The 17,379-nt window shown below is 71.2% G+C and carries 18 protein-coding genes; 10 read left to right on the forward strand and 8 right to left on the reverse strand.

The features are described 5' to 3' along the window. Positions 1-243: 243 nt before the first annotated feature. Both ACFZBT_RS36925 and ACFZBT_RS36930 read left to right on the forward strand, forming a co-directional pair. Complete coding sequence (locus ACFZBT_RS36925) at positions 244-1,560, forward strand: ATP-binding cassette domain-containing protein (protein WP_391113596.1); 1,317 nt, start codon at positions 244-246, stop codon at positions 1,558-1,560. After that, positions 1,557-2,450 (forward strand): ABC transporter permease, encoded by an 894-nt coding sequence (locus ACFZBT_RS36930; RefSeq protein WP_391113599.1) that lies wholly within the window; start codon positions 1,557-1,559, stop codon positions 2,448-2,450. The genes ACFZBT_RS36925 and ACFZBT_RS36930 overlap by 4 nt, the downstream gene beginning before the upstream one ends. 24 nt (positions 2,451-2,474) lie before the next feature. Here ACFZBT_RS36930 and ACFZBT_RS36935 read toward each other — a convergent pair whose 3' ends face one another. Further along, positions 2,475-2,807, reverse strand: coding sequence for an ATP/GTP-binding protein (locus ACFZBT_RS36935; RefSeq protein WP_391113602.1), 333 nt, complete (start codon positions 2,805-2,807; stop codon positions 2,475-2,477). A 251-nt stretch (positions 2,808-3,058) separates the two neighbouring features. On the opposite strand from ACFZBT_RS36935, the gene ACFZBT_RS36940 reads away from it, so the two are divergent. Then, positions 3,059-4,087 carry an LLM class flavin-dependent oxidoreductase gene (locus ACFZBT_RS36940; RefSeq protein WP_391113604.1) on the forward strand — a complete coding sequence of 343 codons (1,029 nt, stop codon included), beginning with the start codon at positions 3,059-3,061 and terminating at the stop codon, positions 4,085-4,087. 84 nt (positions 4,088-4,171) lie between these two features. Here the strand turns inward: ACFZBT_RS36940 and ACFZBT_RS36945 are convergent, their stop codons facing one another. Continuing rightward, a complete protein-coding gene (locus ACFZBT_RS36945; RefSeq protein WP_382497300.1) occupies positions 4,172-4,564 on the reverse strand; it encodes an SCO5389 family protein in 393 nt (130 codons plus the stop codon). 253 nt (positions 4,565-4,817) lie between these two features. On the opposite strand from ACFZBT_RS36945, the gene nucS reads away from it, so the two are divergent. Continuing rightward, positions 4,818-5,489, forward strand: coding sequence for an endonuclease NucS (nucS, locus tag ACFZBT_RS36950; protein ID WP_184590411.1), 672 nt, complete (start codon positions 4,818-4,820; stop codon positions 5,487-5,489). A 71-nt stretch (positions 5,490-5,560) separates the two neighbouring features. Here nucS and ACFZBT_RS36955 read toward each other — a convergent pair whose 3' ends face one another. The 4 genes from ACFZBT_RS36955 to ACFZBT_RS36970 form a co-directional block, all read right to left on the reverse strand. Then, entirely contained in the window at positions 5,561-8,068 is a 2,508-nt protein-coding gene (locus tag ACFZBT_RS36955; RefSeq protein ID WP_391113609.1) for an ATP-binding protein, read from the reverse strand. A 268-nt stretch (positions 8,069-8,336) separates the two neighbouring features. Then, positions 8,337-8,660, reverse strand: a complete 324-nt coding sequence (locus tag ACFZBT_RS36960; RefSeq protein WP_003993003.1) for an STAS domain-containing protein — start codon at positions 8,658-8,660, stop codon at positions 8,337-8,339. A gap of 149 nt (positions 8,661-8,809) precedes the next feature. After that, a complete protein-coding gene (locus tag ACFZBT_RS36965; RefSeq protein ID WP_391113613.1) occupies positions 8,810-9,658 on the reverse strand; it encodes a 3-hydroxybutyryl-CoA dehydrogenase in 849 nt (282 codons plus the stop codon). Positions 9,659-9,786: 128 nt separating this feature from the next. Next, positions 9,787-10,428: a TetR family transcriptional regulator gene (locus ACFZBT_RS36970; RefSeq protein ID WP_391113616.1), complete on the reverse strand. Its 642-nt coding sequence runs from the start codon at positions 10,426-10,428 to the stop codon at positions 9,787-9,789. A 124-nt stretch (positions 10,429-10,552) separates the two neighbouring features. On the opposite strand from ACFZBT_RS36970, the gene ACFZBT_RS36975 reads away from it, so the two are divergent. Genes ACFZBT_RS36975 through ACFZBT_RS36985 form a run of 3 tightly spaced genes read left to right on the forward strand, consistent with a single transcriptional unit; the run spans position 10,553 to position 12,682 of the window. Next, complete coding sequence (locus ACFZBT_RS36975; protein ID WP_391113619.1) at positions 10,553-11,335, forward strand: ATP-binding cassette domain-containing protein; 783 nt, start codon at positions 10,553-10,555, stop codon at positions 11,333-11,335. An 11-nt stretch (positions 11,336-11,346) separates the two neighbouring features. Further along, positions 11,347-12,096 carry an ABC transporter permease gene (locus ACFZBT_RS36980; RefSeq protein WP_391113623.1) on the forward strand — a complete coding sequence of 250 codons (750 nt, stop codon included), beginning with the start codon at positions 11,347-11,349 and terminating at the stop codon, positions 12,094-12,096. A 13-nt stretch (positions 12,097-12,109) separates the two neighbouring features. Continuing rightward, positions 12,110-12,682, forward strand: a complete 573-nt coding sequence (locus tag ACFZBT_RS36985; protein ID WP_382497312.1) for a cob(I)yrinic acid a,c-diamide adenosyltransferase — start codon at positions 12,110-12,112, stop codon at positions 12,680-12,682. On the opposite strand, the gene ACFZBT_RS36990 is transcribed toward ACFZBT_RS36985, so the two are convergent. Together ACFZBT_RS36990 and ACFZBT_RS36995 are read right to left on the reverse strand one after the other, a co-directional pair. Beyond that, entirely contained in the window at positions 12,679-12,870 is a 192-nt protein-coding gene (locus ACFZBT_RS36990; protein ID WP_391113628.1) for a DUF5708 family protein, read from the reverse strand. The genes ACFZBT_RS36985 and ACFZBT_RS36990 overlap by 4 nt on opposite strands. Then, entirely contained in the window at positions 12,867-13,451 is a 585-nt protein-coding gene (locus tag ACFZBT_RS36995; protein ID WP_391113631.1) for a hypothetical protein, read from the reverse strand. The genes ACFZBT_RS36990 and ACFZBT_RS36995 overlap by 4 nt, the downstream gene beginning before the upstream one ends. 151 nt (positions 13,452-13,602) lie before the next feature. Between ACFZBT_RS36995 and ACFZBT_RS37000 the strand changes: the two genes are divergently transcribed. The 3 genes from ACFZBT_RS37000 (at position 13,603) to ACFZBT_RS37010 (ending at position 17,374) form a co-directional block, all read left to right on the forward strand. After that, on the forward strand, positions 13,603-14,787 hold the full coding sequence (locus ACFZBT_RS37000; RefSeq protein WP_391113634.1) for a histidine kinase: 1,185 nt from the start codon (positions 13,603-13,605) through the stop codon (positions 14,785-14,787). Next, on the forward strand, positions 14,784-15,425 hold the full coding sequence (locus ACFZBT_RS37005; RefSeq protein WP_391113637.1) for a response regulator: 642 nt from the start codon (positions 14,784-14,786) through the stop codon (positions 15,423-15,425). The genes ACFZBT_RS37000 and ACFZBT_RS37005 overlap by 4 nt, the downstream gene beginning before the upstream one ends. Positions 15,426-15,547: 122 nt before the next feature. After that, complete coding sequence (locus ACFZBT_RS37010; RefSeq protein ID WP_391113641.1) at positions 15,548-17,374, forward strand: glycosyl hydrolase family 18 protein; 1,827 nt, start codon at positions 15,548-15,550, stop codon at positions 17,372-17,374. Positions 17,375-17,379 lie beyond the last annotated feature (5 nt).

Raw genomic sequence — 17,379 nt, forward strand, 5'->3', positions numbered from 1 at the left:
TCCGCCTTGCAGCTGCACGCACCAGGCCCCGCTCACCGGCGTCGAAGAAGTGCTGCCGATTCCCTGCGCCGTGATCCAAACGACAGGCCCTAGGCCGGGCAGAGTCGGGGAGGGGGCTGTGGGGGCCTTTCGGGGCCCCACCCTTTACTTTCATTTGGGCGGAACCGTCAGCGCCTCGATATCCTCCTAACCCTTACGGGGGCGTGTGCCCCGCTGTCCTGAACCTTGCGATGGGTGCGGAGCATGATCGAAGCAGTCGGCCTGACAAAGCGCTACGGCGACAAGACCGCTGTGTACAACCTTTCCTTCCAGGTGCGGCCCGGGGCCGTCACCGGCTTCCTCGGGCCGAACGGCTCGGGCAAGTCGACGACGATGCGGATGATCCTCGGGCTCGACAACCCGACGGCCGGGCAGGTGACGATCGGGGGCTATCCGTACCGCAAGCTGCCCAACGCCGCCCGCCAGGTCGGCGCCCTGCTGGACGCCAAGGCCGTGCACGGCGGCCGGGCCGCCCGCAACCACCTGCTCTGCCTGGCCCAGCTGTCCGGCATCCCGGCCCGGCGCGTGGACGAGGTGCTCGGGGTCGTCGGTCTGCAGGAGGTGGCCAAGAAGCGGTCCAAGGGCTTCTCCCTCGGCATGGGTCAGCGGCTCGGCATCGCCGCCGCGCTGCTCGGCGACCCCCAGGTGCTGCTGTTCGACGAGCCGGTCAACGGCCTCGACCCCGAGGGCATCCTCTGGGTGCGCAACCTGATGAAGGCGCTGGCGGCGGAGGGCCGTACGGTCTTCGTCTCCTCCCATCTGATGAGCGAGATGGCGCTGACCGCCGACCACCTCATCGTCATCGGGCGCGGACAGCTGCTCGCCGACATGAGCGTCACGGACTTCATCTCCGCGAACTCCGCGGACTTCGCGCGGGTCCGCACGCCCGACACCGAGCCGCAGCAGCGCGAGAAGCTGTCGGCCGCGCTCACCGAGTCGGGCGGGCACGTACTGCCCGAGCAGGACGGCGCGCTGCGGGTGACCGGGCTGCCGCTCCCCCGCATCAGCGACATCGCGCACACCGCCGACGTACGGCTGTGGGAGCTGTCGCCGCACCAGGCCTCGCTGGAGGAGGCGTACATGCGGATGACGCAGGGCGCCGTGGACTACCGCTCGACCATCGACCAGAAGGAAGGCCTCCAGCAGCCGCTGCCGCCCGGCGCGCAGCCGCCGATGCCGGTGCCGGGGCAGGGCCAGCCGGGCTGGTACGCCCCGCCGCCGCCCCAGCAGGGCGGGCAGCCGCTCCCGATGCCGCCGCAGGGCGCGCCGGTTCAGGCTCCGGCGGGCCCGTACGGCGCACCCGGGGCTCCCGGGGCCCCCAGCGCGCCCGGGTCCGCTCCGAGCGCCCCTGGCGCCTCCGGCGCGGGAGCACCCAACCCCTACGCCCAGCCCGCGCCGCAGGCCCCCGCCGCTCCGGCCCCGTCGGCGGCCGCCCAGCCGCCCGTGCCTCCGCAGGCCCCCGCCGCCCCGCCGGCTCCCGCCCCGACCTCCGACCTGACCAAGCCCGAGGACGCCCGATGAGCAGCCCCCAGTCCCAGACGCCACAGGCCGCGCCCACCTGGCAGGCGGCGGCCCCCGGATCTGCTTACCCCGCCTCCGGCTCGGCGGCCCCCGGCTACACCTCACCGATCCCGGTCGTGCGCACGCACCTCGGGCACGCCATCGCCTCCGAGTGGACGAAGATCAGGTCGGTGCGCTCCACCATGTGGACGCTCGGCGTGTTCGTCCTGCTCGTCGTCGGCATCGGCGTGCTGACCGGCGTCGTGGTGGCGAACTCCGACCCGGCCCTGGAGGGCGAGAGCCCGCTCGGCCTGGGCTTCTTCGGGCTGCTGCTGGGCAGCATGTGCCTCATCACGCTGGGCGTGCTGACCACGGCCTCGGAGTACGGCACCGGCATGGTCCGCACCACGATGGTCGCCTGCCCGAGCCGCGGCCGGGTGCTGGCGGCGAAGGCCATCGTGTTCTTCCTGGTCGCGTTCGTGGTGACGCTGGTGTCCTCGTCCCTCGTCGCCTCCCTGCACGTCAGCATGCTGGAGGGCGACGGCGCCAAGTCCCCCACCGGCGGGGAGTGGCTGAAGGCCACGGTCGGCATCTCGGCCTACGTCGCGCTGCTGGGCCTGCTCTCGCTCGCCGTCGGCTCGATCATCCGGCACTCGGCGGGCGCCATCACCATCATGATCGGCGCCGTGCTCGCCCCGCTGGTGATCGCGCTGTTCATGTTCTCGGAGTCGCTGGTGGCCGTGCGCGACGCGCTGTTCGAGTACTCCATCCCGAACCAGCTGAGCATCTTCTACGCCAACTCCCTCAGCGAGTCCGGCCCGTCCGGCTGGGACCCGCTGTGGATCATCCTCGGCGCGACGGCCGTCGCGTTCGCCGCCGCCTTCGCGCTGCTGGAGAAGCGGGACGTCTGAGTCCCCCTGAATCTCCGGGTTTCCTCAGAATCTGGGCGAGTTACGGGACCGCCGCACCCCCGGGGTGCGGCGGTCCCGCGCGTTCCAGCAGGCCTTGTGCCAGTGCCGGCGGTCGTCGACGCCCGTGTGCTCGGACCAGGCCACCACGTGCGGCACACCGTCGGGGATCATCTGGTCGCAGCCGGGGCAGCGGTACGACTTGCCCTGCGCGCTCGCGCCGGCCACATGCCGCACGCTCCAGTTCTCACCCTGCCAGTTCTCCGAGGACTGCCAGCCGCCGTAGCGGCCGGGGCTGTCGTCCTCGGCGCTCCGGCCGGACGAACCGGCATCCTTGGGTCGGTTACGACGCGGGGACACGGGACACCTCTCGGGGATATACAGGGAGCACGAGCCGTGTCCAGCCTACGCGGCGCGGACGAGGGTACGCGTACGGCACCAATCGCCACAAGTCCCTCTCCGGGCGAGGCGGGTGCTCCCCGGCCCCCAGCGGAACGCCCCATTCTGCAGACAATCCGCAAAATACTCCGCCCGGCCGTGTCCTCGGCACGTGTCAGACGGTTATGCCCTGTGGGGGAGCTCCGTGTCGGAGCCAAGGAAGCAGGAAAGCAATGCACGTTGGAAGTTTCGTGTTGGCGGCCCAGTTCCCCGGCCAGGGCGAGGGAGAGGCGCTGCACCGCGCGGTCCGCTCGGCAGAGGTGGCCGAGGAGTCGGGGCTCGACGCGGTCTGGCTGGCCGAGCACCACTTCGTGCCGTACGGCACATGTCCGTCGGCCATCACCCTGGCGGCGTTGCTGCTGGGCCGCACCCGCCGCATCCGGGTCGGTACGGCGGTGAGCGTCCTGCCCACCGCCCACCCCGTGGCCCTCGGCGAACAGGCCGCGCTGCTGCACCACACGAGCGGCGGCCGGTTCACTCTCGGTGTCGGGCGCGGCGGCCCGTGGGTCGACCTGGAGGTGTTCGGCGCGGGCCTGGAGGCGTACGAGAAGGGGTTCCCGGAGGCCCTGGACCTCCTGGAGCGCTGGCTGCGCGAACCATCCGTGGCCGCCGAGGGGGAGCGCTTCCGCTTCCGTGAAGTCCCGGTGGTCCCCAGGCCGTCGGAGGCACTGACGGACGTCCAGGGGCCCGAGCTGGTCGTCGCCTGCACGTCCCCGGCGAGCGTGCGGCTGGCCGCCGAGCGCGGTCTGTCCATGCTGCTCGGGATGCATGTGGGGGACGAGGAGAAGGCCGAGATGGTCGCGCTGTGGCGGCAGCACGCGCGGGCGTGCGGCCGGCCCGCCGAGGAGATCCACGGCGCGTCCCATGTGTCGGCGGGCGTCTGCCAGATCGCGGACCGGCGGGTCGACGCGGCGGAGACGCTGATGAAGGCGATGCCCGGCTGGCTGAAGCAGGGCCTGGAGGCGCATGTCACGGTCGACGGGCGTACGCGCCGGATGCGCGACCCACTGGCGTACACCGAACTGCTCTGCGGGCTGCACCCGGTGGGGACGCCGCGGCTGTGCGCCGACCGGCTGGCGGCGACCAGCGAGCGGACCGGCATCTCCCGCTTCGCCCTGCTGGTCGAGGGCTCCGGGGACCTGGCGGCGACCGAGGAGAACGTCCGGCGGCTGGGGACCGAGGTACTCCCCCAACTCGTCTGAGCCCGCGATGAATTCCTGGGGGCTTGCCGCTCCGGTACAAAAGCGCACCTCCCGCGTACGGAGCGGCAAGCAAGCGGCGCCGCGTCAGCAGTCCCGGAACTCGGGCGACTGGTTCAGCACCTGGCTGCGGACCGAGGTGAAGCGGTTCAGCTTCTCGTCGACCGAGGAGTCAAGCGGGAACACCGCTACCCGGTGGCAGTTCTGGAAAGCCAGCCGCACACCGAAGTGCCGTTGCAGCGCGCCGCGTATCGCGTCACTCGCAAGCGCACGCAGCAGCTGGCCGCGTGCCCGCTCGTCCGGCGGAGGCGTCTGGTTGTCGGCGAACGCACCGCCGTCCACCTTCAGCTGGGCCACCAGGGAGCTGATCATCTCCCACGCATAGGGCAGGGAGGTCCGGACGCAGTCGACGAATTCCGCTTCGTCGACCTCGCCTCGCTCGGCCTGTTCGAGTAGGGCCGGTGAGACGTCGAGCGACATGAGTTCTCCTCTCGCACCCCCGACGAGCGGGGGTTGCCGGACAGATGAGGGAGATTCGCGATACCGGACACGCTGCGTACACACCTCGCGACCTCCCGTTCATACCGTAAGCAACCGGCGGGGGCGGCACCAGGAGAATGCGCAGATGAGACACTCTCAATGAACACACCGTGCACACAATCGGCCATTACCGAACACGCGTTTTCCAGGGCGAATCGCGTCGGCAGGCGCCCGTCGAGTAGCGTTGCCGACCATGCGTCTCGTCATTGCCCGCTGTTCCGTGGACTACGCCGGGCGGCTCACCGCCCACCTTCCCTCGGCCCCGCGCCTGATCCTGGTGAAGGCGGACGGCAGCGTCTCGATCCACGCCGACGACCGGGCCTACAAGCCCCTGAACTGGATGTCGCCGCCCTGCACGCTGAAGGAGGGCACCGGGGAGGAAGAGGGCGTCTGGACCGTCATCAACAAGGCGGGCGAGAAGCTCATCATCACGATGGAGGAAGTCCTCCACGACTCCTCGCACGAACTGGGCGTGGACCCCGGCCTGATCAAGGACGGCGTGGAAGCGCACCTTCAGGAGCTGCTCGCCGACCGTATCGAGACACTCGGCGACGGCTACACCCTGATCCGCCGCGAGTACCCGACCGCCATCGGGCCGGTGGACATCCTGTGCCGGGACGCCGACGGCAAGACCGTCGCGGTGGAGATCAAGCGGCGCGGTGAGATCGACGGCGTGGAGCAGCTGACGCGCTATCTGGAGCTGCTGAACCGCGATCCCCATCTCGCGCCGGTCCGCGGTGTCTTCGCCGCCCAGGAGATCAAGCCCCAGGCCCGCGTCCTCGCCACGGACCGGGGCATCGGCTGCCAGGTCCTCGACTACGACGCGATGCGCGGCATCGAGGACGACAAGCTGCGGCTGTTCTGACCCACTCCCCGTCCGACGAATGAGGGCCGGGTCCGCGCATGCGGACCCGGCCCTGCTGTGTGTACGGGGTGTCAGATCACCTGGTCCGAACTGCCGGGCGTGCCCGGGCCACTGCTCTGCGGCGCGCTCGCGGTGGTGCTCGTGGGGGCGCTCGGTGCCGGACCGCTGGCCGTGTCGGAGGTGGTCGGGCTGGTCGTCGGCGGGGGCGTCGTCGGCGTGGGCTCCCCGCTGTCCGTCGGCGTAGGCGTCGGCGAGGGCGTGGAGCTCGACGGCGGCTTGGTCGATGAAGACGGCGGCTTGGTCGGGGTGGTCGGGGGCTTCGACGATGTCGGCGGCTTCGAGGTCGTCGGCGGCTTGGACGTAGCCGCCGGATCACTCGGGTCCTGCGAACCGCTCGGGTCGTCCGTCGGCGTCGGATCGTCCGATGTGCCGGGCGTGCCGTCCGGACCCGGGTCCGTCGGGCGGCTGGTGGCCGCGCCGGTGTCGCCGCCGCCCTCGTTCGCCGCCGGGTCGGCGCCCAGGCTGCCGTCGCCCACGCCCTGGCTGGCCGAGGGGTTGACGCCGACCTGGTCGGAGGGCGGGTTCCGGTCCTTGTCGGAGGTGGCGCCGAGGGTCACCACCGTGCCGAGCACGGCGACGAGCAGGGCACCGGCGCCCGCGGCGACGAGGTTGCGCCGGGCCAGGCCCTTGAGTCCGCCCCGGGCCTTGTGCGAGGCCGCGGTCGAGCTGTGGTGGGTGACCACGGTCGGCGAGGAGGGCTGCTGGAGCGTCGGGAAGGCCGCCGGGACACCGCCGGCCGGGGACGCCGACTCCTCGTACCGGGCGTCGGGCACCTCCTCCCCCGCGGTCGGGCCGAGCCCGATCGGGGTGCCCGAGCGGTCGGAGACCAGGGCGAGGGCGCGACGGCCGGCGACGGTGCCGCGCTTGTCGGCCAGGGCGCCGCGCAGGCCGATGGCGGCCTCCAGTTCGGCCCGGGCCCGGTCGAGCCGGCCGCCGCACAGGGCGAGGATGCCGAGCTCGTGGTGGAAGTAGGCCTCCTCGGCGACGTCCCCGGCGAGCCGGGCGGCCTCGGCGCCGGTCCGCAGCGCGCGTTCCCAGGCGCTCCACCGCAGTCCGGCGGCGAACGCGGGGGCGGCGGTGCGGGCCAGGTGGACGGCCGCGCTCTCCTCGCCCTCGGCGGGCGGCTCGGTGACCGGCCCGAGGACGGCCAGGGCGGCGAGGAGGGCGTCGGACTCGGCGGACACCCGCTCCGGGGTGACCGAGGGGTGGCCGGCCCACCAGGAGTAGTGCTGGGCGGCGCTGCGGGCCCCGGCCTCGGTCTCGTCGGCGTATCCGGCGGCCTCCAGCTGGGCCGGCACGCCCGCGGCGAGCCGGTAGCGGGAGCCGACCGGGGAGACCAGGCCGCAGGCGGCCAGTTCGCCGAGTGCGGCGTCCGCGTGGGTGTCGCCGACCAGGGCGGGCAGATGCGCCTGGTGCGGGACCTCGCCGCCGAGGGCGACGGCGAAGCGCAGGGTGGCGCGGGCGGAGGCGCTCAGCCGGGAGGCGAGCAGCGGGGCGGGGGCGGCGGCCTCGCCGAGCGAGGGCAGCGGTACGTCGTCCCCGTCGGCGGCGTCGTACGCCTCGGCCGGGGGCGCGTCCTCGAAGACGCCGAGCTCGTCGACGGCGCTCGTCCCGGCACGCAGCCGGTCGCGCTGCCGCAGCAGGGCGCCTGCCTGGACGAAGCGCAGCGGCAGGCCCTCGGACTCGAACCAGAGGTCACCCGCCCAGTTGGACTCCTCCTCGGTGAGGGACCGGCCGACGGCGTGCTCCAGCAGGTCGAGTCCGGCCGCGCGGTCCAAACCGCCGAGGACGACCTCCTCGACCGCGGAGTCGGCGGAGGGAGCGGGCACGTCCGGGGTGGCGCCGAGCAGGAAGGCGCACTCCGGGGTCGCCGCCAGCAGCTCGTCGAGCGCGGCGCCGCCGAACTCGATGTCGTCGAGGACGACGACCGCGCCGATCTCACGGAGGTGGGTGAGCAGTTCGTCCTGGTCGGGGCGGTACAGGGGGGCGTTGAAGACGGCGCGGAAGAGCTCGTGCCGCAGGTCGCCGGAGGTGCGGCCGTAGCCGTTGAGGCGGACGACGCCGTCGGGGGCGAGGTCCGAGCAGTCCTCGGCGACGAGGTCGAGGAGGCGGGTGCGGCCCGAGCCGGCGGGTCCGGTGAGGCGGACGGAGCGGCCGCGGGCGAGCAGGCGCACCAGTCGCTCGCGTTCGTCCTGGCGGGCCAGCAGCGGCAGGGCGGGACGCGCGGGGCCGGGCGGGACGGGCGGCCGGGCCGCGCGCTCGGCCTCGGCGCGTTCGGCCGGGGTGAGCTTCACGGGCCGGTCGGGCCGTTCGGCGGGCGGGCAGGCCTCTATCTCGCTGCCGTCTACGGGGTTGACGGTCAGCAGGAAGTCGCCGGCGACGAGCCGCACCGTGCGGGCGAGCGCGGGCGCGTGCTGCGCGAAGTCGGGTGTGAGGGAGTCCCGGGGCGGGCGCTGGCGCGGCCCCTGGCCGTCGCCCTCGTGGCCGTACTCCTCGGGTCCCCGGGTGTTCGGGTCCATAAGTCAAGCCCCCCAAAAGCGGGTGTGTGCTGTGAAAGCCCTTCCCGGCCTTGCTGCACACCGCGCTGTCGCTTCTGGTCCGGGCCCGCTCGAAGGGTGGCAAGGCAGCGGGCAGCCGAACCCTAAACCTTCGCACAGTATCTACGACAGTCCGGGGTACCGCGGCGTCCGAGACGTCACGGTCTCGTGAGGATTGTGCGCGTCGCACGATTCGACGGCGTCCGTCCGGGTCCTCCCCGGTCTCCCGGTTCTCACCCGTACGTCGGAGTCACACGCGCGGGAGTGTCTCCACCCCGATGCCCCCTTCGATCGCCAGGATCCGGTGCAGGCGGGTGGCCACCAGCAGGCGCTGCATCTGCGGCGGTACACCGCGCAGCACCAGGCGCCGGCCGCAGCGGCCGGCCCGCCGGTGGGCTCCCATGATCACGCCCAGTCCGGTGGCGTCCCAGGAGTCCAGTTCGGACAGGTCGAGCACGAGGTCGCCGACTCCGTCGTCGACGGCCGAGTGCAGGACCGTTCGGGCGTCCGCCGCGCTCCGGACGTCGAGGCGGCCCCCGACGACCAGCTCGGCGTGGTCGCCCCTGATGTGCATATGCGCTCCCCGTGCGTGCGAATCGTGCTCCGCGTTCTGATGTGGGTGATGCAACCTCTGACTGTGTGGAGGCGGCAGAGGTTGCTTCCTGTAAGCGAACCGATACCGAATTCACCCGGGGGTGTGATGCCCCCGGGGCATGTGCGGTTTCAGTGCTTGTAGAAGCCCTGCCCGCTCTTGCGTCCGATGTCACCGGCGTCAACCATCCGGCGCATCAGCTCGGGAGCCGCGAACTTCTCGTCCTGGGACTCGGTGTAGATGTTGTTCGTGGCGTGCAGCAGGATGTCGACGCCCGTCAGGTCCGCCGTCGCCAGCGGTCCCATGGCGTGGCCGAAGCCCAGCTTGCAGGCGAGGTCGATGTCCTCGGCGGTCGCCACGCCCGACTCCTGCAGCTTCGCGGCCTCGACGACCAGGGCGCAGATGAGACGGGTCGTCACGAAGCCGGCCACGTCGCGGTTGACGACGATGCAGGTCTTGCCGACCGACTCGGCGAACTCCCGGGCCTTGGCGAGGGTTTCGTCGCTGGTCTTGTAGCCGCGGACCAGTTCGCACAGCTGCATCATCGGCACCGGCGAGAAGAAGTGGGCGCCGACGACCCGCTCGGGGCGCTCCGTCGCGGCCGCGATCTTGGTGATCGGGATGGCGGAGGTGTTGGAGGCGAGGATCGCCTCGTCCTTCACGAGCTTGTCGAGCGCGCGGAAGATCTCGTGCTTGATCTCGAGCTTCTCGAAGACGGCCTCGACGACGACGTCCGCGTCGGCCACGGCGTCCAGGTCGGTGGTGGCGGTGATCCGGGCGAGGGCGGCGTCGGCGTCGTGCGCCTCCAGCTTGCCCTTGGCGACGAACTTGTCGTACGAGGCCTTGATTCCGTCGGTGCCCCGCTTCAGCGCTTCGTCGGTGACGTCGCGCAATACGACGTCCCAGCCCGCCTGCGCCGAGACCTGGGCGATACCGGCTCCCATGAGGCCGGCTCCGATGACGGCGAGCTTCCCTGCCACGTTACGACTCCCTGCTGACACGGCTCTTATGTATGCCTCTCGGGCGGACACTAGCGCCCGTGAGGCGCTGTGTGACCGCTAAGTAACGCGCGTCACGTCTCACATGACGGACATCACACCGGGCAGGGTCATGGGGCGGCTCGTACGGCGTAGTTGAGCACCTTCTCGCTCAACAGCTCCTCGATGTCGTCGAGGAGGACGAGCATCTCTCGTGATACTTCGTCCGGGTTGCGCCCCTTGACCATCTCGCGGCCGACGGCGACGAAGACGGTGCCGTGGATCCAGCAGATCTGACCGGCGATCAGCCCCGGCAGCGGGTCGCCGTCACCGGCGCCGGTCTCCTCGCGGAGGGTCGCCTCCAGGTTGTCCTGGACCTCCTGCTGGATGCTCCACAGCCGGGAGCGCAGCGGCGGCGCCTCGTCGATGCAGCGCATGAAGCGGTCGTAGCCCTCGATGAGGCCCATCCGGGGCGAGACGGCCTCGGTCTCGGCGCGCAGCTCGCGCAGCACCGCCCGCGCGGCCGACTCCCCCGCGTCCCGGCCGCGCACCCAGCGGGAGAGGCGGTCGACGACGCCCTGGGAGCGGTCGAAGAAGAGGTCTTCCTTGGCCGGGAAGTAGTTGTAGACGGTGTTCACGGAGACGTCGGCCGCCTCCGCCACCTCCGCGATCGTCACCGTCACGAACCCGTGCTCCAGGAACAGTCCGGTGGCGATGTCGGAGATGCGCTGCCTGGTCTCGCGCTTCTTCCGCTCCCTGAGCCCCTCAGCCATGTCCGAATCCTAGCTTCCGTGGACCCGATGAAAACTTGGGGTCATTGCAAACTTTAAGAGGCTCTGTTTTTCTATAGCCATGAAGAACAGGGGCATGGAGCAGAGGGGCATGGAGCAGAGGGGCATGGCAATCATCAGTACGGCCGGTCTGGCCCGTACCTTCCAGACGAAGCGGGGCCCGGTCCAAGCCGTGCGCGGCATCGACCTGACCGTCCGCGAGGGCGAGATCCTCGGCTTCCTCGGCCCGAACGGCGCCGGCAAGACGACGACCCTGCGGATGCTGACGACCCTGCTGGAACCGACCGGCGGGGCCGCCACCGTCGCGGGCCACGACCTGGCGACCGACCCGGCCGGGGTGCGGCGGGCCTGCGGCTACGTCGCGCAGTCCGGCGGGGTCGACCCGCAGATCACCGTGCGGGAGGAACTGGTCACCCAGGGGCGCCTGTACCGCCTGACCAGGGCGCGGGCCGCCGAGCGCGCCGAGGAACTCGCCCGAGACCTGGGCCTCACGGAACTGCTCGACCGCAAGTGCGCCGCGCTCTCCGGCGGGCAGCGACGGCGTCTGGATATCGCGATGGCGCTCACTCACCGCCCGAAGGTGCTGTTCCTCGACGAGCCGACGACCGGTCTCGACCCCGGCAGCCGTGCCGACCTGTGGGACCTGGTGCGCCGGCTGCGCGACGAGCACGGCACGACCGTCTTCCTGACCACCCACTACCTCGACGAGGCCGACGCGCTCTCCGACCGGCTGGTCGTCGTCGACCAGGGCGTGGTGGTCGCCGAGGGCACCCCGAGCGCGCTGAAGCTCCGGTACGGCGGCTCGCTCGACGCCTCACTCCAGGACACGTTCCTCGCCATCACCGGACGCAGCGCCACCCCGGCCGACGCCGAACCCGTAGCCGTATAGGAATCCCAGAGATGATCTTCCACGACACCGCGCTCGTCTACGGGCGCTATCTCCGCCAGTCCCTGCGCTCGCGCTTCGCGCTGCTCTTCGGTGTCCTGATGCCGCTGCTGTACCTGCTGTTCTTCGGTCCCCTGCTCACGGACCTGCCGCTCGGTGAGCAGGGCAGCTCCTGGCAGGTGCTCGTCCCCGGCCTGCTGCTCCAGCTGGGCCTGTTCGGGGCGTCGTTCGCCGGCTTCTCGATCATCATCGAGAAGGGGCACGGGGTGGTCGAACGCATGCGCGTCACCCCGGTCAGCCGACTGGCCCTGCTGCTCGGCCGGGTGCTGCGGGACGCCACGGTGTTCGTCTTCCAGGCGGTGCTGCTGGTGCTGGCGGCGCTGGCGATGGGGCTGCGGGCCCCGCTGGGCGGCATTCTGATCGGCTTCGGGTTCGTCGCCCTGCTCTCGCTCTCGCTGGCCTCGCTGTCGTACGCGCTGGCCATGAAGCTGAGCACCCCGCAGAGCTTCGGCCCGGCGGTCAACGCGCTGACCATGCCGTCCATGCTGCTGTCCGGCCTGATGCTCCCGATGACCCTGGGCCCGGCCTGGCTGGACGTCCTCTCGCACCTCATGCCGTTCCGCTATCTGGTGGACGCGGTGCGGGACGCGTACGTCGGCGGCTACGCGACGGCGCCCATGCTGTACGGCGTCCTGGTGGCCGTCGGCCTCACGGCTCTGTCCGTGACAGTGGGCACACGCGTGTTCCGAACCGCCGGAGCGTAACTACGCTGGCCACATGGTCAATCTGACGCGCATCTACACCAGGACCGGCGACCAGGGCACCACCGCCCTCGGCGACATGAGCCGGGTCGCCAAGACCGACCTCAGGATCTCCGCGTACGCCGACGCCAACGAGGCGAACGCGGCGATCGGCGCGGCCATCGCCCTGGGCGGCCTGGACGAGGAGGTCGTCAAGGTCCTCACCCGTGTGCAGAACGACCTGTTCGACGTGGGCGCGGACCTGTCGACGCCGGTGGTGGAGAACCCGGAGTTCCCGCCGCTGCGGGTCGAGCAGTTCTACATCGACAAGCTCGAAGCCGACTGCGACCGCTTCAACGAGCGGCTGGAGAAGCTGCGGTCCTTCATCCTGCCGGGCGGTACGCCGGGCGCGGCCCTGCTCCACCAGGCCTGCACGGTCGTACGCCGGGCGGAGCGCTCGACGTGGGCCGCCCTGGAGGTGCACGGCGAGACGATGAACCCCCTGACGGCGACCTACCTCAACCGCGCCTCCGACCTGCTGTTCATCCTCGCGAGGACGGCGAACAAGCAGGTCGGAGACGTGTTGTGGGTGCCGGGCGGAGAGCGCTAGGTTCTCCCCCGGGCGGCATGCCAGAGGCTGTTGGCGGAGAGGACCCCGCCGACGATCATCATCACGATGCCGACCTTGGTGAGGGTGACGACGGGGACGTCCACGTCTCCGGTGAACCGCCACAGCAGCAGGCCGATCAGGAAGGTGACGACGCCTTCTGTCAGGTACTGCTTCGCCTTGGTGGTCATGACTGGATCCTTTCCTTCGAGGTGACGACGGGGGTGTCCTGCTCCCCGGCGGAGGGCTTGCGCGGCCAGACGAAGTAGCTCAGCGCGATCAGGCCGTGGATGCCGGCCGCGCGCCAGGCGCCGTAGCGCCAGTTCTCCAGGGAGGTGACGCGGCTCGGGTCGTCCACGTACCAGATGGCGGCCTGGAGCAGCACGGTCGCGACGACCGCGCCGATCAGCGTGCCCAGCCAGATCCTGGCCTCGTGGCGGGCGCGGGCCATGCCGCCCCGCGGGGGCTTCTGCGGCGGCGGGGCACCGCCCAGCCGGTGGGCCGCGTGGCCGTCGAGCCACTTCACGGTGCGGTGTCCGTGCCCGACGGTGTAGCCGATGTACAGCGCGGCCAGGCCGTGCGTCCAGTTCGGGTCGGCACCGTTCTTCAGGTCCAGCGTGGTGGCGACCAGCAGGACGACCTCCAGCAGCGGCTCGCACAGCAGCAGCGCCAGGCCGGTGCGCGGCATCTTCAGCAGGTAGCGGGCGCCGAGTCCGGCGGCCAGCAGTACCCAGAAGCCGATCTCGCAGGCGGCGATCAGTGCGACGATCACGGTTCGCTCCTCTCGGTCACCTTCAAGGCTCCCGGCCGGGGCGGCCGGAATCGTCGTCGCGACTGACGAACCCGCCGTACATCGAAAGATGCAGCCAGGGACCCTACGCGCGGATCACGCGTGTGGCGCCGGGGCCGTGTTGGATGGAGCCATGGCCGAACGACTCCCCCGCCCACGCCGCTTCGACGTCTGCATCGCGACGGGCGGTCTGCTCGGTGGACTGCTGCTGTGGGGAGTCGGGCTGGCCACCCGGCCGCACACCGAGCCGATCGTGCTGCTGCCCGGCCGCTGGCCGGTGCTGCTGCCGCTCTTCGTCATGGCCGGCTGCGAGCTGCTGCGCCGGGCCGCCCCGCGTACCGCCCTGCTGACCGGCACGGCCGCGATCGTCCTGGACGTCTTCACTCAGGGCAACCTGGTCACGATCCTGATGTACACCGACCTGATGTACGCGGCCGTCCTGTACGGCACGCCCGCCTCGGCCCGCCGCATCCCGAGGATCACCGGGCTGCTCTCGGTGATCGGGGCCGTGGTGCCGTTCGCCCTGTGGCGCGAGCCCGAGGCGCTGCTGATCGGCGTGGTCACGGGCATCGTGGCCTTCGGCCCCGCCGCCACCGGCCTGATCGTCCGCAACCACCGCGACGCCGCCGAGTCCGCCCGGCTGCGCGCCGAACAGACCGCGCTGCTCGCCGAGATGGACCGCACCCAGGCGGTGACCGCCGAACGCGCCCGGATGGCCCGCGAGCTGCACGACATGGTCGCCAACCACCTGTCGGCGATCGCCATCCACTCCACCGCCGCGCTCTCCCTCGACGACCCCAGGACCTCGCAGGAGGCGATGGTGGTCATCCGTGAGAACAGCGTCGCGGGGCTCTCGGAGATGCGGCGGCTGATCGGCATCCTGCGCGACTCCAGCGGTGACACCGAGCCGGTCGCCGCCCCCACCCTCGACGGGCTCGGCGCCCTGGTCGAGGGGGCCCGCACCAACGGCCTCGACGTCACGCTCGACGCCTCCCACGGAACGGTCCCGGCGCCCGTCGAACTCGCCGCCTACCGCATCGTGCAGGAGTCCCTCACCAACGCCCTCAAGCACGCGGGCCCCGGCCGGGTCGCCGTGTCCCTCGCCCAGCGGGACGGGCTGCTGACCGTCGCGGTGACCAGCCCCTACGGCGACCGGGACGGGCCGAGCGCCCCCGGCTCGGGCGCCGGTCTGGTCGGCATGCGGGAACGCACGGCGCTGCTGGACGGCACGTTCGAAGCCGGCCCCGAGGACTCGCCGCAGGGCAAGATCTGGGTCGTACGCGCGACCCTGCCCGTCACCGAAGGAGAACCCGAATGATCCGCGTCCTGGTCGCCGAGGACCAGTCCGCCGTCCGCGCCGGCCTGGTCCTCATCCTGCGCAGCGCGCCCGACATCGAGGTGGCCGGCGAGGCGGCGGACGGCGAGCAGGCGGTGGCGCTGGCCCGCGAGCTGCGGCCGGACCTGGTGCTGATGGACGTTCAGATGCCACGCCTGGACGGCGTGTCGGCGACCCGGCAGGTCGTCACGGAAGGGCTCGCCGACGTACTGGTGCTGACCACTTTCGACCTCGACGAGTACGTCTTCGGGGCGCTGCGGGCGGGCGCGGCCGGCTTTCTGCTGAAGAACACCGAGGCGAGGCAGCTGCTGGAGGCCGTACGGACGGTCGCGCGCGGGGAGGGGCTGATCTCCCCGGCGGTCACGCGGCGGCTGATCGCGGAGTTCGCCGCGAAGCCGACCCGGGAGCCCACGGCCGACCCGGCCGTCCTTGACCGGCTGACCCGGCGTGAGCGCGAGGTGCTGTCCTGCCTCGGCGAGGGCCTGTCCAACGCGGACATCGCGGACCGGCTCGACATGGCCGAGGCGACCGTGAAGACCCATGTCAGCAGGCTGCTGGCGAAGCTGGAGCTGCGCAGCCGGGTGCAAGCGGCGGTACTCGCACAGGAGTTGGGTGTCTGACCCGACTCGGAGTGCGGTGGTCCAGACCTATTGACCGGTGGTCCAGACCTTTCTATTCTCACCGCACCATGAGGGGCGTGAGGCTCAGTCACGCCCCGACCACCCCACAAGGGAGGCGCAGCATGCGCTTCAGACACAGAGCCGCGGCAGGGTTCGCGACCCTGTTGCTCCCGCTGGCCGGTCTCGTCGGCCTCGCGAGCCCCGCCGAGGCCGCGACATCCGCGACCGCCACCTACGCCAAGACCCAGGACTGGGGCTCCGGCTTCGAGGGCAAGTGGACGGTGAAGAACACCGGCACGACCGCCCTCAGTTCCTGGACCGTCGAGTGGGACTTCCCCTCCGGTACCTCCGTCACCTCCGCCTGGGACGCCGACGTCACCTCCTCCGGCACCCACTGGACCGCCAAGAACAAGTCCTGGAACGGCACCCTCGCCCCCGGCGCCTCCGTCTCCTTCGGCTTCAACGGAAGCGGCTCCGGCTCCCCCTCCAACTGCAAGCTCAACGGCGGAAGCTGCGACGGCGGCAGCACTCCCGGAGACACGGCTCCGTCCGCCCCCGGCACCCCCAGCGCCTCGGACATCACCAACACCTCGGTGAAACTGTCCTGGAGCGCCGCCACCGACGACAAGGGCGTCAAGAACTACGACGTCCTGCGCGACGGCACCAAGGTCGCCACCGTGACGACGACGTCGTACTCGGACACCGGCCTGACCGCCGGCACCGACTACTCCTACACCGTCCGGGCCCGCGACACCGCCGACCAGACCGGCCCGGCCAGCGGCGCCCGCGCGGTGCGCACGACCGGCGGCGGCACCGACCCGGGACCCGGCCCCGGCTCGAAGGTCAACCTCGGCTACTTCGTCGAGTGGGGCGTCTACGGCCGCAACTACCACGTCAAGAACCTGGTGTCCTCAGGCTCTGCCTCGAAGATCACCCACATCAACTACGCGTTCGGCAACGTCAAGAACGGTCAGTGCACCGTCGACGACACCTACGCCGCCTACGACAAGGCCTACACCGCCGACCAGTCCGTCAGCGGCGCCGCCGACACCTGGGACCAGCCGCTGCGCGGCAACTTCAACCAGCTCCGCCAGCTGAAGGCCAAGTACCCGCACATCAAGGTGCTGTACTCGTTCGGCGGCTGGACCTACTCGGGCGGCTTCGGCCAGGCCGCGCAGAACGCCGCCGCGTTCGCCAAGTCCTGCAAGGCCGTCGTCGAGGACCCGCGCTGGGCCGACGTCTTCGACGGCATCGACATCGACTGGGAGTACCCGAACGCCTGCGGTCTGACCTGCGACACCTCAGGACCGGCGGCCTTCAGGAACCTGATGTCCGCGCTGCGCACCGAGTTCGGCTCGAACTACCTGGTCACCGCGGCCATCACCGCCGACGGTTCCTCCGGCGGCAAGATCGACGCGGCCGACTACGGCGGCGCCGCGCAGTACCTCGACTGGTACAACGTGATGACGTACGACTACTTCGGCGCCTTCGACAAGGACGGCCCGACCGCCCCGCACTCCCCGCTCACCTCGTACCCCGGCATCCCGCAGGCCGGCTTCAACTCGGCCGACGCGATCGCCAAGCTGAAGGCGAAGGGCGTCCCGTCCGCCAAGCTGCTGCTCGGCATCGGCTTCTACGGCCGCGGCTGGACCGGCGTCACCCAGTCGGCACCGGGCGGATCGGCGACCGGTGCGGCTCCCGGTACGTATGAGGCGGGCATCGAGGACTACAAGGTCCTGAAGAACTCCTGCCCGGCCACCGGCACCATCGCGGGCACGGCGTACGCCCACTGCGGCAGCAACTGGTGGTCCTACGACACCCCGTCGACCATCGCCGGAAAGATGAGCTGGGCCAAGAACCAGGGCCTCGGCGGCGCGTTCTTCTGGGAGTTCAGCGGTGACACCGGCAACGGAGAGCTGGTGACGGCGATCGACAACGGCCTGTCGTAGAAAAG

The organism is Streptomyces sp. NPDC008137, from assembly GCF_042957035.1.
Taxonomy (GTDB): Bacteria; Actinomycetota; Actinomycetes; order Streptomycetales; family Streptomycetaceae; genus Streptomyces.